Here is a 14291-nt window from a genome sequence, read left to right as displayed (position 1 = left end):
AAATGTGGAGGGACATATCATGAAAAAGCTAACTATGCAAAAGAAAATGAGCTTATTAATTGTGGTCATCATTGGATTTGTACTCATTGCTATAGGTTTAATGAATACAAGTGAAATGAAAAAAACATTACGAGATGAGTACAATACAAGGCTCCATCAAATTTTAGATTTAAGTATACATAACCTCGACCAAGCACTACCTGGTGATTGGCAATTAAAAAATGGCGAGCTTTACAAGGGGAATGTAAACATAGCAAATGAAACTGCGCTTATTGACACATTAGGAGAATTGTCACAGGCTGCCATTACGATATTCGTTGGCGAAACACGTATTAATACCAATATTGTCGTAGATGGGCAACGTGCTATTGGAACAACTGTCGATCCAAAAGTAGCAGACATTGTTTTAAAGCAAGGAAAAACATACTCTGGTACCGCCGATGTAGTGGACAAACCCTATTTTACAAAATACAAGCCAATTATAAACAAAAATGGTGAAACAATTGGCATGATCTTTGCTGGGGTACCTTCTACTGACATTGATGTAGTCGCACAAAAAATGTTGCTAAAAACGGGTATTCTAGCCGTAATCTCAGCCATTATTGCAGTGATTGCAGGCATGCTCTTCGTTCGTGGGATTGTCAAACCTTTAAAACAGTTAAATAATCAGCTAGAAACGATTTCAACTGGGCAAGGTGATTTAACACAGCAGCTTCAGGTTCATTCAAAAAATGAAATCGGCCATGTTGCTGAGTCGTATAATGCTATGCTGGCAACTTTACGTAGTATGATGCACCAAGTAGATGCAACAGCCAACCAAGTTTCCGCATCCTCACTCGAATTATCCGCAACAGCAGGTTCTACCACAACAACGACGGAACAATTAACAGCCAATATGCAAGAATTAGCAAGTGGCGCAAGTACACAAAAACATAGTGCTAATGAAAATGCCGAAGCTATGGAAGATATTGCTGGTGGAATTCAACTGGTCACAGAAACTAATAGTGAGGTATCTTCCTTTGCTTCGGATGCCTTTGATACAGCTAAGCATGGTGAGGAAGCGGCACAAAATATGCAACTGCAAATGCGTGCCATGACTATAGCCGTTCAAGAAAGTGCGGATGCCATTGCTGCACTTGATACACATGCAATTAAAATAGATGAGATTGTGGAGGTTATTCATGCTATTGCTGATCAAACGAATTTATTAGCCCTCAATGCATCGATAGAAGCAGCACGGGCTGGTGAACATGGCAAAGGTTTCGCGGTAGTTGCAGAAGAGGTTCGTAAACTTGCTGAACAATCCAAAACCTCCGCAGCAGAAATTACAGAGACGATTCAAACTATGCAACAACTATCTAAGGAAGCACGGGTGCATATGCAACAAAGTAAACAAGAAGCCACTACAAGCGCTGAGGTTGTCTACACAACAAGCAAGGCTTTTGAAGATATTACAACAAAGGTGTCACTTGTGACAATTAAAATTCAAGAGGTTTCAGGCATAGCAGAAGAGTTGTATGCAAGAATTGAACAGGCTAATGCTTCAACACAGATTATGGCCGAAATTGCCATGGATGCCCGAGAACAATCTAAAGTCGTCACACAAATTGCTGAAACGAATCTACTATCAATGGATGATATTAATCAAGCAGCGTCACAGCTAACAATGAATGCCGAAACATTGCAAGATTTGATCCATCAATTTAAATATTAAAATAAGTAGCAAAAAAACATGAGGGATTGTCCCTCATGTTTTCACTTTTTTCACAAACATTTTGACCACAGGCACAAGGAAAATTGAGATCACAAGGATTCGGAAGAGTTGGAAAGCTGTGACGATTGTCACATTGGCATGTACAGAAGCCGCAATAATCCCCATTTGATCAAGTCCCCCAGGTACAATACTTAAAAAGCCTGTCCTAAAGTCGAGACTGTATAGGCTTTTCATCAAAAATGATAAACCATACGCTGCACCGATATAAATGCCAGCTGATACAAATGCATAAAAAATATGCCTCTTCGATAAATGTAGATCTTCTTTTTTCAACAATAACCCGATATGGATTCCAATCATCAATTGAGCAATATGTAGAAGGGATATGGGTATTCTAGGCACTTCTATCCCCACCATATTAATTCCCATCAATAAAAATACTGGGCCAAGCATATAACCTGTTGGAATTTTAATCTTCTGAGCAAGCCACCCTGCTAAGCCACAAACGATTAGTATACCAACAAGACCCCATGTATATATTCCATCGTTCATAGGGCTGTTTCCACCAACATCTGTCAACATTAGCGGGACAAAGCCGACGATTAAAAGAACACGGAGGATTTGAAAGAACGTAATGACCACCATATCCATATCGCCTTGCTCCTCAGCAAAGGCCATAACCTGTGCCATGCCACCAGGTACACAGCATGTCAATGCCGTTGCAAAATCCAAATCTGTACGTTTGGCTATTAAATAACTGACACCAAAAAATAATAAAATAAATATCACATTTAAAACGACAATACTCCCTAAGAAATGCTTAATACCTTGTACTGCCTCTGGTGTAAAGGCAAAGCCAATAGAGTAGCCCGCTGCGATTAAGCCAAAATTACGGAAGGAAGAGTGCCATCTCAATTGTACGTTGGTTGACAATTGCACGATAAGTACTGCTGTAATCGCGCCTAGTAACCAAGGCATAGGTATATGTAATAGTTGAAAAACGACAGCACCTATTAGGCCAATGCATAATGTGATTAACATATGCTTACTCAAAACAAACATACTAGCAACCCCTTTTGACTAGATTACTATATTATGACGTTTCTTAACCTTTTTTTCTATTGAAGCGACTTTTGTATTGTATGCTATCGCTAAAAAAGAACCTGTTATTGACGAAATTGAACCTCTTACCCAACAATTTCCCTTTGCTAAAATTTTCTATGCTACATTATTATTACCTGATTCAGTGTTTTTCCTCTTATGGAGAAAGTAAAGGAGGCCTCCCATGAAAATTCATTTAACGATCCATCATGAACTTGAAGAAACAGAGGTTCATATACATGCTAAAGAATACAACGAACAAATTGAAAGACTGATGCAGCAATTACAAGCATCCCAAACAACCATGCTAGATGGTTATTTTCAACAAGAAATTCATCTTCTAAAAATTTCTGATATTTATTCCATCTATGCAGAGGATGCCAAAGTATTTTTGCAAACGGATGAGCAAGAGTTTGAGTCTAAAAGAAAATTATATGAACTAGAGGCACAGTTAGCGAAAGACTTTGTACGAGTAAGTAAATCTACACTAGTCAATATCCATAAAATCGCCTCTATTCAAATGGGCAAAATCGGTACAACACAATTACTACTTGAAAATGATGTCACTATTCATGTCAGTCGTAAATATATAAAAGAACTGAAGCGACACTTGGGTATTGGGAGGGATTTATAGCATGAAATATTTACGCATGATGATTATCGGGTTACTCATTTCCCTTAGCTCTTCTTATTTCTTAGTGACACTTAGCGTCCTTTCAAATAATGCGGTGGCGTCAGGAACAGAATTATTGGAGCAAATTATTATCGCAGCCATTCTTGGTATTGCTATCGGACTCGTCTCCTTCATTTTTGATATTGAACCACTTCCTTTTATGGTGCAGCTTCTTTTGCATTTAATCGCTGTGACAATTTGTGTCTTGATTGCTGGCTATTTTGGTGGCTGGTTTAAGCATGCAGGTGTGAAATATGTGCTAATATCTGAAGCCATTATTTACTTCATAGTTTGGTGTATTCTTTATATCCTTCAATTAAACGATATTGAAAAAATGAATCGAGAAATTCAAAAGAGAAAGGAATAATCAGAATGACCTTCGCGATAAAAGTTGAAAATTTATGTAAACAATATGGTGTACATCATGCTGTTAATGGTATTTCATTTACGGTTGAACAGGGCACTCTCTTTGCTTTTTTAGGGGCGAACGGTGCTGGTAAATCGACAACGATTGAAATCCTTTGTACATTACTAAAAAAATCTAGTGGCAATGTGACCATAAATGGCTTCAAACTTGACGTAAGCAATGATAATGCAGAGATCCGCAAATCCATCGGCGTCGTTTTCCAACAAAGTTTATTAGATACACGATTAACAGTGCGCGAAAACATTCTACACCGTGGCAGAACATATGGATTATCGAAAACACAACTTGCTGAAAACTATCAATTTGTGTCTTCGTATTTGCATTTAGATGATATTGAAAAGCAAAAATACGGCACATTATCAGGCGGTCAAAAAAGACGAGCTGATATCGCACGTGCACTTATTCATCGTCCAACTATTTTATTTCTAGATGAACCTACAACCGGGTTAGATCCACAAACGCGACAATTTGTTTGGCAGGCCATTAAGCAGCTTCAACAAGAAACCAATATGACTGTTTTTTTAACGACCCATTATATGGAGGAAGCAGCGGTCGCACACCAAGTCATTGTTTTAAAGCAAGGGAAAATTGTCGCACAGGGTACACCTGATGCATTGAAAACAAAGTATGCCTATGACTCTATGGCCCTTGTTTTCAATAATAATATAGATGGTGTCAAATGGCTTGAAGACCATGCAATCTCCTATACTGTAAAACAGGAGATCTATACAATCCGTTTGGATTCTACCCTCCATGCGCTCTTACTATTAAAAAAGGCTGAGCCACTCATTGCCTCCTTTGAAGTAATAAAAGGAACTATGGATGATGTCTTTCTTCATATAATGGCAGAGGAAGGTGTAGCATAGTGGAAGCCTTAATGAGCTTAGTACAACGAAATAGTAAAGTATTTAGGCGAGATAAAACACAAGTGTTCTTCTCTCTACTGTCGGTCATTATAGTCATAGTGCTTTATGCCGTCTTTCTCCAAAAAATGCAGGTAGATGCGATTGAACGTATAACTGTAGCTACGCCTGAACTGATCACAATGGTTAACGAATGGCTTGTAGCAGGTTTACTATCGATGATTGCCGTTACTACAACACTTGGTGCATATGGCATTGCCATAAAGGACCAGGAAACAAAAGCACAGGCAGATTTTTTAACTGCCCCCCTTTCCCGTGCAACTATACAAATGAGCTATGTACTCAATGCCTTGATAATCGGTAGTGTTTTTTCCTTTATCGCACTAATTGGCTGTGAAATTTTTATTGTAGCAACGGGTGGGAAACTTCTAAGTCTAGAGCATTTTGTTCAGGTACTTGGCATTTTATTTCTATCTGTCCTACTCGCGAGTGTCTTTAATTTATTTCTTTCGTTATTTGTGTCGACACAAAATGCCTTCTCAACATTAGGAACAATTGTCGGTACAGTACTCGGATTTTTATGCGGTGTCTATGTCCCTCTTGGTGCACTACCAGGCTTTGCTCAGAATTTAATTATGTATTTCCCAATCAGTCATACCACAGTACTATTACGAAACACATTTATGGAAAGCTCCATAGCAAATGTCTTTAAAGATGTACCCGCTTCCTATGTAGAAGACTACAAAATCAATTTTGGCATTGTCTACGAGCTACAAGGAAATATCCTCAGTACCTCAACAAGTATTATTGTTATCGTTGGTACAATTCTCGTACTAGCAATAGTATCCATCCTACTGTTTAAAAGAAAATATAAATAAATTTTTTGCCAACATATTTACACATCGTTTAGAAAACGATGTGTTTTTTATTGCTTTATAGCAAACAATTTGTTATTTTAAATATAAATTAATAAACAAAAATAAAAATCGTTTGTTTAATCGGAGGATTCCCAATGGATGTAAATGAACTATTTTGGCAAGCGCCAATCGACGATCTCAAAAAAGGTTACATTGACGATACGACACATTTCACTTGTCTGCTATGTAGTGAAAAGATAGAAAAAGGAATTATTTATCCATATGAAGGCTTACTGTATGAAGCTGAAAAAATGATGCAGCAGCATATTACGAAGGCACACCAATCTGTTTTTCATTATTTAAATGGTCTCAATAAAAAAATGACAGGCTTAACAGAGCATCAAAGTCATATTTTACGTTTATTTTATGAAGGCAAATCAGATCAGGAAATAAAAGAGGAATTAGAGATTGGTAGTGCCACGACCATTCGTCACCACCGTTTTGCCTTAAAAGAAAAGGAACGCCAAGCCAAAACATTGTTGGTGATGATGGAATTACTGAAGGAACAAGACCAAAAGGAGGAAAAATTTGTGCCTATTCATAAAACAGCTACAATGGTTGATGATCGCTATAACGTCACTCTCTCAGAAGAACAACAATTATTGGCGAAATTATTTCCATACGGTGTTGGCAAGGAGTTAGTTCGTTTTCCTAAGCGTGAAAAACAAAAAATTGTAGTACTTCGTGCCATCACTATGCTTTTTGACAAAGAAAAGCAATATACAGAAAAAGAATTGAATGAAATCATCAAACCAATGTATGAAGACTATGTTCATATACGCCGCTACTTAATTGAATACGGTTTTCTGGACCGCCAAGCTGATGGTAGTGCTTACTGGGTTAAAAAATAAGAAGGCAGGTAATTAAAATGGATCATAAAAAAGAGCTAAAAGAAATGTATAAGGACATGAAAATTGAAGCGGGCGTTTTTACAATGACGAATTTACAAACAGATAAAGTATTTGTCGGTAGCTTTAATAATTTGAAACGATTAAATGGCTTTCAATTTATGCTCAAAACTAATACACATACGAATAAGGAGCTTCAGGCAGATTACAATTTATTTGGTCAAGATGCTTTCGAGGTGAAAATCGTTGAGTATTTAAAGAAGAAGGAAGAAGGTTATTTCGATGCCAAAAAAGAGCTTGAAAAGCTAGAACAAAAATGGCTAGACATGCTAAATCCTTATGGTGAGCGTGGTTATAATTCTTAGTATTTATCCAATAGATAGCTGAGTGAACAAGCAAATGAAAATTTAACAGTTCCCTCAGCTATTTTTTTATTCATCCACACGATTCCATCTCAAATTATCAGCATCATCATAGCCATAATAATAGATTGGACGATCGTTCTTATCATAAGCAACAGCTTCTAATAAATCAATTTGCTGCGCATAAGGTATATAAAACGAAACTATTTTGCCATGTTCAATGGATTTTTTGATAATTCCTTGCTTCGTGTTAATTGTTATATATGAGGCATTTTCATCATGAGATAATACTACAAACAAAGTTCCTTCATGATGCAAACGATAGCTCATGCCTCCTATTGTTTCTAAAGAATCATTCGTGGAAGCGATACTCGTAGCATATACCCTTTTATATAGAAGTACGTTTTTTTGTACCAAAACAGTTTGATAGATTTCTTTTTTATCACTCTTAAACAAATAAAAAATATCGTTTCCTTCTTGAATCTTTTCAACATTCTTATACTCAGGTGTCATAAAAAAATTTGCTTTTGCAGCGCTTGATGCCGTATGGCGATACCCTGATAGAAATAATAAAACACTTAAAATAACTATAATTAGTAACAAGATTTTTTTCATATTTCACCCACCCTATAACAATCTAAATAACTGTTTTTTAATCTAATTGGATATGCTTTTATAGCTTTATTTCCTTTAATATCCATATAGCCCAATACAAAAGGTAAAGAATATGAAAACATCCTTTACCTTTATCATAAAACAACTTTTTATATTAATTTGAGAGACAATAAATAGAATACCGAACTCAAATCCCAGAAGTTCCCTTTTTGGTACAAGTCCTGAAGCTAAGAGTTTCACAATCATTCGTTAAAGTAATGTCATTGAATAGTAAGTTTTTTCAATTAACTAGTACTGAAAGCCAAAACACTCTCATGTATAACAGGTTTATGGATATTATTAGCCAACCAAAAATGAAAGTTATGTAAACCAACCGATCGTTTAGTCACAGATTTCCTGCTGCGCTTTTTTCGTTAATTTACTGTAAACAAGCTCGTATGAATGCTTGATAAGATTCTCTACTAAATCCATAGGGACATCCTCAGCATCCATATAAATAGAGTTCCAATGCGTTTTATTCATATAATAGCCAGGTATAATGCTGGCATAGGCTTCTCGTAATTCCTCTGCTCGCACAGGCTCGCATTTTAACGTTAGTACCGGCCTACCTGTGGCATTTCCCCCAATCATGGCATACATCTTCCCACCAATATGATAGCGATCTGCTTGCCATTCTTCCTTATAGTCATACGTTGTTCCTTGCAGCTGAAGACAATATGCATGAATCGTTTCCTTTTCCATTTCCATTCCCCTTCCAAGATCAACTATTTACCCCTCTAGAGGTACGCTATAAAATAAAAAAACACACGTTCGATTATAGTTAGTATAATGCAAAACGTGTGTTACGAATAGCGTTATTTACTTGTACCTCGGTCGAACATCCCCATCACCTCTGTTGTTTGCAAAATATTCACAAACGACTTAGGATCGGTTTCCTTAATTGTACTTTTCACATCAGCCAGTTGATAGCGTGTAATAACCGTAATTAACACTTTACGACCTTCGCCAGAATAGGCTCCTTTCGCATCGATAATAGTTACTCCACGATGAAGCTTTTCTAACAACTGCTGTTTGACCTCATCGCCTTTACTCGTAATAATCATGAGTGTTAATTTGATATGGCTTGTATGAATCGTATCAACTACTTTTCCCGTTGCATAAATGGAAACAAGCGTTAATAAAGCCGCATCCCAGCTAAAGACAAAGCCAGAAGCTGCTACTACCACACCATTCATGGCAGCAAGTAAAGTACCAAGCGGAAAATCACGTTTACGGCTTAGTAGCATGGCAATAATATCAAATCCACCAGATGAGCCAGCTGCTCGGAAAATCATCCCCATCGCAACACCTACGATGACTCCACCAAATAATGACGCAAGAATTGGCTCTTGTGTCGCCTTGTAAATTGGAATGATATATAAACTCACTGATAAAACAGCCACAGATAGGATTGTATAGCTGATAAATCGCTTACCAAGCTTCATCACACCTAAAATCAGTAAAGGCAAGTTCAGAAGTAAATTTAACACCCCAGTATTCAGGGGGGTAATAATACCAAGCATAATGGCAATACCGCTTAATCCACCACTTAAAATTTCATGAGGAATTAACAAAAAATTATAAGCAAAGGCCACTATAATGGAAGAAAGTGTAATAATAATCACATTACGCATAATGATGTCCCCTATAAACGACCAAATTTTTATACATCTTTTTCATAGACTACCCAACTTCTCCATTAGGAAAACCTTTCTACTTACTTTTTCTTCTGTTCTTCCTTTAAAGGTCCTTTTTGCTTGTATTCACCAGTATCAGCGACCTTATAGATACGCTCCAACATCGGTGGATGTGTATAACGGAACCATTTCACCAAAAGCGGTGGGTTGACCTCGCTTAAACCTGAAATCGTTAGCTTTTGAAATGCCGTTACAGCCGCTTCTCGATCATTCATCATGTTAATGGCATATTGGTCAGCTCTCGATTCCTGGTATCTTGATACGAAATTCGATACGGGATTGGAAGCAAATAATAAAATGGAGGTAATTAGTAAAAACAATGGATACGAGTTGATATTACTAATTTTATTAATTTTGAATACCTGTCCATACCTTGCAACCAAGCGTCGCATCATTTTGGCCGTTAGCCATAAACCCACTAAGGTTAATAAAAGATAACCTGCAATGCCAAAATAAATATGCTTTTCAACATAATGCCCCATTTCATGCGCCATGATAAACAAAATTTCATTATCCGTTAATCTATTTAATGTAGTATCCCAAAGGACAATTCTCGAATTGCTGCCGATCCCTGTCACATAAGCATTTAAGGCATTGGTCTTTTCAGCCATATTGACCTCATAAACATGCTCTGCTGGGATATGTGCCTGGGTAGCAAGTGATAGTATCTTGGTTTCCAATTCTTTATTTTTTAACGGATAAAAATCATTGTACAAAGGATCAATCACAACTGGTTGGATAAACATCACAAAGATTGTAAAGGGAATGGTTAATAGCCATGCATAGAGCCACCATCTTTTCTCACTCTTTCTAATGAGCCAATAGAGCACTGTTACAATGATCAAGGTCATTCCAAAGTTCACCCAAAAATCAATGACACCATCCTTCATCCAAGACCCAAATGCTTGTGTGCTGATGCCATAGCTTTTACTGAGATAATAACGATAATAGTCAAGTGGGAATAAAACTACATATAATAAAATTGACAATAAGAATAAGTAGCCTGCATTTTGCAAAAGCTTCCACTTTGTTTGGGATGTGGTCACCTTCTCGAAATAACGCGAAACGCCCAACAGTAAAATCATGAAGTAAACAAGCCATTCTAAAGGTGTAGCTACAAAGAATAGAAAGTTCCGTATTTTAGAATATTCACCACTTAAAAAAAGTTCCTTACCAGACATAAACATCACTGGATCTGCAACAGTTCCTTGTAAGGCACTAGGTATTTTACCCCCACCACTATGGAATATATACCAGTACATACAAAGCACGTAAACACCGAAAAATAGTAGCATAACAATGCCCATTTTTTTAGCTATGTCATTTCCCCCTCATATCACCCAAAGTTCGTCCTATAGTAAGTGTAAGCGAAATTACCAAAGTTAGAACAAATATGGACCTACTTTTTATCATCTCTTTTTACCAAGAAAAAATTCGCAACATTTCTATCAATGAGGAAAGAATATCCTGCTCATTGTTTCAAAATGTTGCGAATTTATTATAGTGCTTATTATTTATCCATTACAAATGTTGTTTTACCACGTTGATCCTCACTTAAATAGCCCTCGGATAATAAATGATCATACCACTGCTGTTCGATAATAGCTGCTTGAGCGTCATCATCTATCTTTGTAGAAAGCTCCACCATAATTTCTCCTTTGTACTGCCACACCTCAATATCCGCTTCATGCCCTAAAAAGCTTCCTTTATAGGTAGTAGCATTGGCAGGACCATATACAACAGCTTGAGATAATATATTTTTGTACCATGCTTCTGAATCCCAATTTAGAATTTTCTTTGGTGAATTTTCAAGGATGAGTTTTTTAGCAGCACTCGTATCCACAGTATCATAAGACACATTTGGAGTTGTTTTCAGAGATTCTTTACGGCTAATGGTAAATGTACGCTGGTCCCCTTTTATATCTAGTTCAAATTTATAATTGGATTCTGAGCCTGTAAAGCCATGACTTGTTGTCTCAGCAATCGCGTCGTTCAACGGTGTATTTAAAAAACGCTTTTTATAGGTAATATCCATCTTATTACTACCTTTGTAAACACGTAAGCGGTGGATATAATCGTTACCAAGAAACATTTTATCAGGTGTATCATAGAAATAAATTTTCACATCGTCTTTTTTAGTTGCCTGAAAAACATTTGCTATATTTGAATCCGTAAAGAGCTCTGATTTGATATTAAATTTAATTTCATGACCTGGTTCTATTGCTGCTTTCACCTGTGTTGTATTGACACTCATCATACTGATTACCGTCAAACCCATTAAGCACATATAAAATGCCCATTTCTTCAAATTAGCCATTATTTACTTCCTCCTTTTGAAAGGTTGTTTCTAAATTTGTATGTGGACTGTGAAAATAAATAGTTTGTCGTGAATGAATACTTTGCGATAGCGAAATAATATCCTGATAGTCTGGATGCGTTTTATAAAAAAATTCCTTAGCCGGTTGATTCCAAACATCTTGTTTGAATGACTGACGCGAATACCCTGTTGGGATGAATATGGCTGTTGGATACTCCTTCGCTAGTTCCTCAAGTCGAACTTCATCCTGTTCCCTTACAAAATAGAGTGCATGGTTACTGTCAGAACATTGCTTGTGACCCACTTGTAACACCAATCTGTGCGGCCAAATATTTTCAGGTTCTTCCTCATACTGCTTAAACAGTGACTGTAATTCAGCATCTACACAGATTGCTCGCGAAGTTTGCTGAGCAAGATAGGTGACAATGTCGACTGTTTTCCCAGAAAAGGATGATGGAAAAACAAAAGGGCTGTCCGGATGTATATTTACATAATTTAACAATTTTTGTAACACTTCACGATTATCAATACATTTTTCAACATGACCACTATCAATAAACGCTACATCATAAATCGTTCCATCTTCTTCTGGCAAGGTTGCCTTTAATAAATAAGAATCGCTGACATAATCACCCGAGAAAAAAAGCATCTTATCAAAAAATTGAATTTTGTACCATACACTTCCAATCAAATGTCCGCTATATCCCCATTGAAAGGCAAGACAAGCATTAACCCTTATCCACGTTCCTCTTGAATCTGGATGAAAAGTACGGATATGTGGAATAGGTTGTAGAAGCTGCTGAGCAGTTCTGTGACTCATCAGTACTGGTCCTGTGTAGCCCATTTTTTCAAGCAATGGCAATGCGCCTACATGGTCGATGTGGGAATGAGAAATAAACACTGCCCCTAGTTTTTCAACATGTTCAGGTGTTAAATCCGGTGGGGTCTTTTGTGAGTTTTTCATCACGCCACAATCCAGTAAAATCGCCTTTCCATGATTTTCGATATAAAAGCAATTGCGCCCGTACTCCCCAACCCCACCTAAAATTTCAATATTAAGCATTGGCTTGTCCTCCCCGTCTTTGCAGCCAATCTAAAAGAAACATGAAGATCACAGTCATAAAGACAGTAATGACCGCCACGGCCATCCCAACCCCTACATTTCCTTGCTCAAATTGGCTATAAATAAACGTTGCACCTGTTTCAACAGAAGGTGGCAAAATTAAGAGACCTGCTACTAGCTCTCGCATTGAAATAATGAAAGTCATCATCATGCCCGTAAGTATGCCCTGCATTAATAACGGGAGAATGATTCGGCGATAAATATCCCAATTGCTACGACCAAAAATAGCCGCTGATTGAAAAATGGAAGCATCTAATTGGGAAAACGAAGATTTGATATATTGCACAGAATAAGGCAAGAAAAGAACACAGTACGTGACGACAACCATCGCCTTTGTGTTATAGATAGTTGCTGGAAGCCAAGGGGCATTCCAAAACATAATCAATCCCACAACAAAGACAATACCAGGAATAATGTTAGGCATTAAACTAAAGAAATCTAATACTTGCTGTTTCTTCGTTTCTCCTTTTTTAATATAGAGGGCAATCAGTAAACCAACAATTGCAGTTATAATAGCCGTAATGATGGAAAAAACGATACTATTTAAAAATGCTGTTAATCCTGCACTGCCACCTGTGAATACTTCCTGATAGGAGGCAAGACTAAAATTCCCTGCGTGTAAACCATCTCCTCTCACCTTTTGCAAAGAGGTCACGATAATGGAGAAATAAGGAATACCAATGGACAACAAGAGAACAATCCCCACAAAAGTCCATGAAGCGACTCTTACATACCATTTGTCTGTTACCTTTCGTTTTGCAGGGCTTTTCCCTGAAAGCACGCCATAAGTAAATTTACGTCCAATTAGATTTTGGAAATACCAGATCACTAGACAGACTGATAGTAGAAATAAAGACAGAGAAGTAGCCATACTAATATCGACTGGCCATCTTGATAGATACGAATGAATTTCTGTTGTAAATACTTGAAATCCAATCCGACTACCAAATGTAGCTGGCGTTCCAAATTCTGCAAGTGTTTTGATGAAAATCAGTAAACTTCCTAAGACATAGCTTGAAAGGATAAGTGGCAAAACGACTTTTATCCAATTTCTCCAAGGATTTCGTCCAAAAATCAATGCTGCATCCAAAAAGGAGCCCTTAATTCGTAGCAATGTATTTCTTAACATTAAATACAAAAACGGAAAGAGATGTAAGCTCATAATCATGACCATGCCAAATAAGGAAAAGAATGAATCCGTCAACCAAGCAGCACCCGGAACTAACTGTTGAAGAAAACCATTATGCTGCATAAACAATATCCAACCCATAGAACCAATATAAGGGGGTGTCATAAATGGAATGGTTAATATAATATCGAGCCATTCATGTTTATTTAAGCTTGTTTTCGTTCGTATAAATGCCATAGGAAAGGCAATAATCGTTGTACCTATGATAACGAAAATTCCTAAACCTATTGAATTTCCAAGTGTCTGCCATAATCTTTCATGTGCAAACATTCGGCTAAACTGTGAAAAATCAAATTGCCCCTCTTTTGTAAAGGTATAAATCAAAATTGCGATCAAAGGAGCAATAGCAAATACGACGACAATCGTCAATAAAACTCCAAATGCTCGTCTTTCTTCCATTATCATG

General features: G+C 37.1%; 15 protein-coding genes. 7 read left to right on the top strand and 8 right to left on the bottom strand.

Annotated features, from left to right (window positions below; genetic code table 11):
• Positions 1-19: 19 nt before the first annotated feature.
• Complete coding sequence (locus AO843_RS03500) at positions 20-1714, top strand: methyl-accepting chemotaxis protein (protein WP_054609775.1); 1695 nt, start codon at positions 20-22, stop codon at positions 1712-1714.
• 33 nt (positions 1715-1747) lie between these two features.
• Here the strand turns inward: AO843_RS03500 and AO843_RS03495 are convergent, their stop codons facing one another.
• A complete protein-coding gene (locus AO843_RS03495) occupies positions 1748-2776 on the bottom strand; it encodes an AbrB family transcriptional regulator (protein WP_054609774.1) in 1029 nt (342 codons plus the stop codon).
• Positions 2777-2999: 223 nt separating this feature from the next.
• On the opposite strand from AO843_RS03495, the gene AO843_RS03490 reads away from it, so the two are divergent.
• The 6 genes from AO843_RS03490 (at position 3000) to AO843_RS03465 (ending at position 6908) form a co-directional block, all read left to right on the top strand.
• On the top strand, positions 3000-3449 hold the full coding sequence (locus AO843_RS03490) for a LytTR family DNA-binding domain-containing protein (RefSeq protein ID WP_054609773.1): 450 nt from the start codon (positions 3000-3002) through the stop codon (positions 3447-3449).
• Between the two features lies 1 nt (position 3450).
• Positions 3451-3855 (top strand): DUF3021 domain-containing protein, encoded by a 405-nt coding sequence (locus tag AO843_RS03485; protein WP_054609772.1) that lies wholly within the window; start codon positions 3451-3453, stop codon positions 3853-3855.
• A gap of 5 nt (positions 3856-3860) precedes the next feature.
• A complete protein-coding gene (locus tag AO843_RS03480) occupies positions 3861-4781 on the top strand; it encodes an ABC transporter ATP-binding protein (protein ID WP_054609771.1) in 921 nt (306 codons plus the stop codon).
• On the top strand, positions 4781-5656 hold the full coding sequence (locus tag AO843_RS03475) for an ABC transporter permease (protein WP_054609770.1): 876 nt from the start codon (positions 4781-4783) through the stop codon (positions 5654-5656). The genes AO843_RS03480 and AO843_RS03475 overlap by 1 nt, the downstream gene beginning before the upstream one ends.
• Positions 5657-5790: 134 nt before the next feature.
• Positions 5791-6546: a DUF2087 domain-containing protein gene (locus AO843_RS03470; RefSeq protein WP_054609769.1), complete on the top strand. Its 756-nt coding sequence runs from the start codon at positions 5791-5793 to the stop codon at positions 6544-6546.
• Between the two features lie 17 nt (positions 6547-6563).
• On the top strand, positions 6564-6908 hold the full coding sequence (locus tag AO843_RS03465; RefSeq protein ID WP_054609768.1) for a GIY-YIG nuclease family protein: 345 nt from the start codon (positions 6564-6566) through the stop codon (positions 6906-6908).
• 66 nt (positions 6909-6974) lie between these two features.
• On the opposite strand, the gene AO843_RS03460 is transcribed toward AO843_RS03465, so the two are convergent.
• The 7 genes from AO843_RS03460 to AO843_RS03430 form a co-directional block, all read right to left on the bottom strand.
• Positions 6975-7520, bottom strand: a complete 546-nt coding sequence (locus tag AO843_RS03460) for a hypothetical protein (RefSeq protein WP_054609767.1) — start codon at positions 7518-7520, stop codon at positions 6975-6977.
• Positions 7521-7901: 381 nt separating this feature from the next.
• Positions 7902-8261, bottom strand: a complete 360-nt coding sequence (locus tag AO843_RS03455) for an MmcQ/YjbR family DNA-binding protein (protein ID WP_054609766.1) — start codon at positions 8259-8261, stop codon at positions 7902-7904.
• A 113-nt stretch (positions 8262-8374) separates the two neighbouring features.
• Positions 8375-9193, bottom strand: a complete 819-nt coding sequence (locus tag AO843_RS03450) for a YitT family protein (RefSeq protein WP_054609765.1) — start codon at positions 9191-9193, stop codon at positions 8375-8377.
• A gap of 83 nt (positions 9194-9276) precedes the next feature.
• Positions 9277-10575 carry a M48 family metallopeptidase gene (locus AO843_RS03445; protein WP_054609764.1) on the bottom strand — a complete coding sequence of 433 codons (1299 nt, stop codon included), beginning with the start codon at positions 10573-10575 and terminating at the stop codon, positions 9277-9279.
• Between the two features lie 191 nt (positions 10576-10766).
• The gene (locus AO843_RS03440) at positions 10767-11573 is read right to left on the bottom strand and encodes a hypothetical protein (RefSeq protein ID WP_054609763.1); all 807 of its coding nucleotides are present in this window, start codon (positions 11571-11573) and stop codon (positions 10767-10769) included.
• Positions 11566-12636, bottom strand: a complete 1071-nt coding sequence (locus AO843_RS03435; RefSeq protein WP_054609762.1) for an MBL fold metallo-hydrolase — start codon at positions 12634-12636, stop codon at positions 11566-11568. Before AO843_RS03435 ends, AO843_RS03440 begins: the two co-directional genes overlap by 8 nt.
• Positions 12629-14290 carry an ABC transporter permease gene (locus AO843_RS03430; protein ID WP_054609761.1) on the bottom strand — a complete coding sequence of 554 codons (1662 nt, stop codon included), beginning with the start codon at positions 14288-14290 and terminating at the stop codon, positions 12629-12631. Before AO843_RS03430 ends, AO843_RS03435 begins: the two co-directional genes overlap by 8 nt.
• Between the last annotated feature and the right edge of the window lies 1 nt (position 14291).

Origin of the sequence: Lysinibacillus sp. ZYM-1 (assembly GCF_001308875.1) — a bacterium.
GTDB lineage: Bacteria > Bacillota > Bacilli > Bacillales_A > Planococcaceae > Lysinibacillus.
This window is presented reverse-complemented; position numbering and strand designations above follow the sequence as displayed.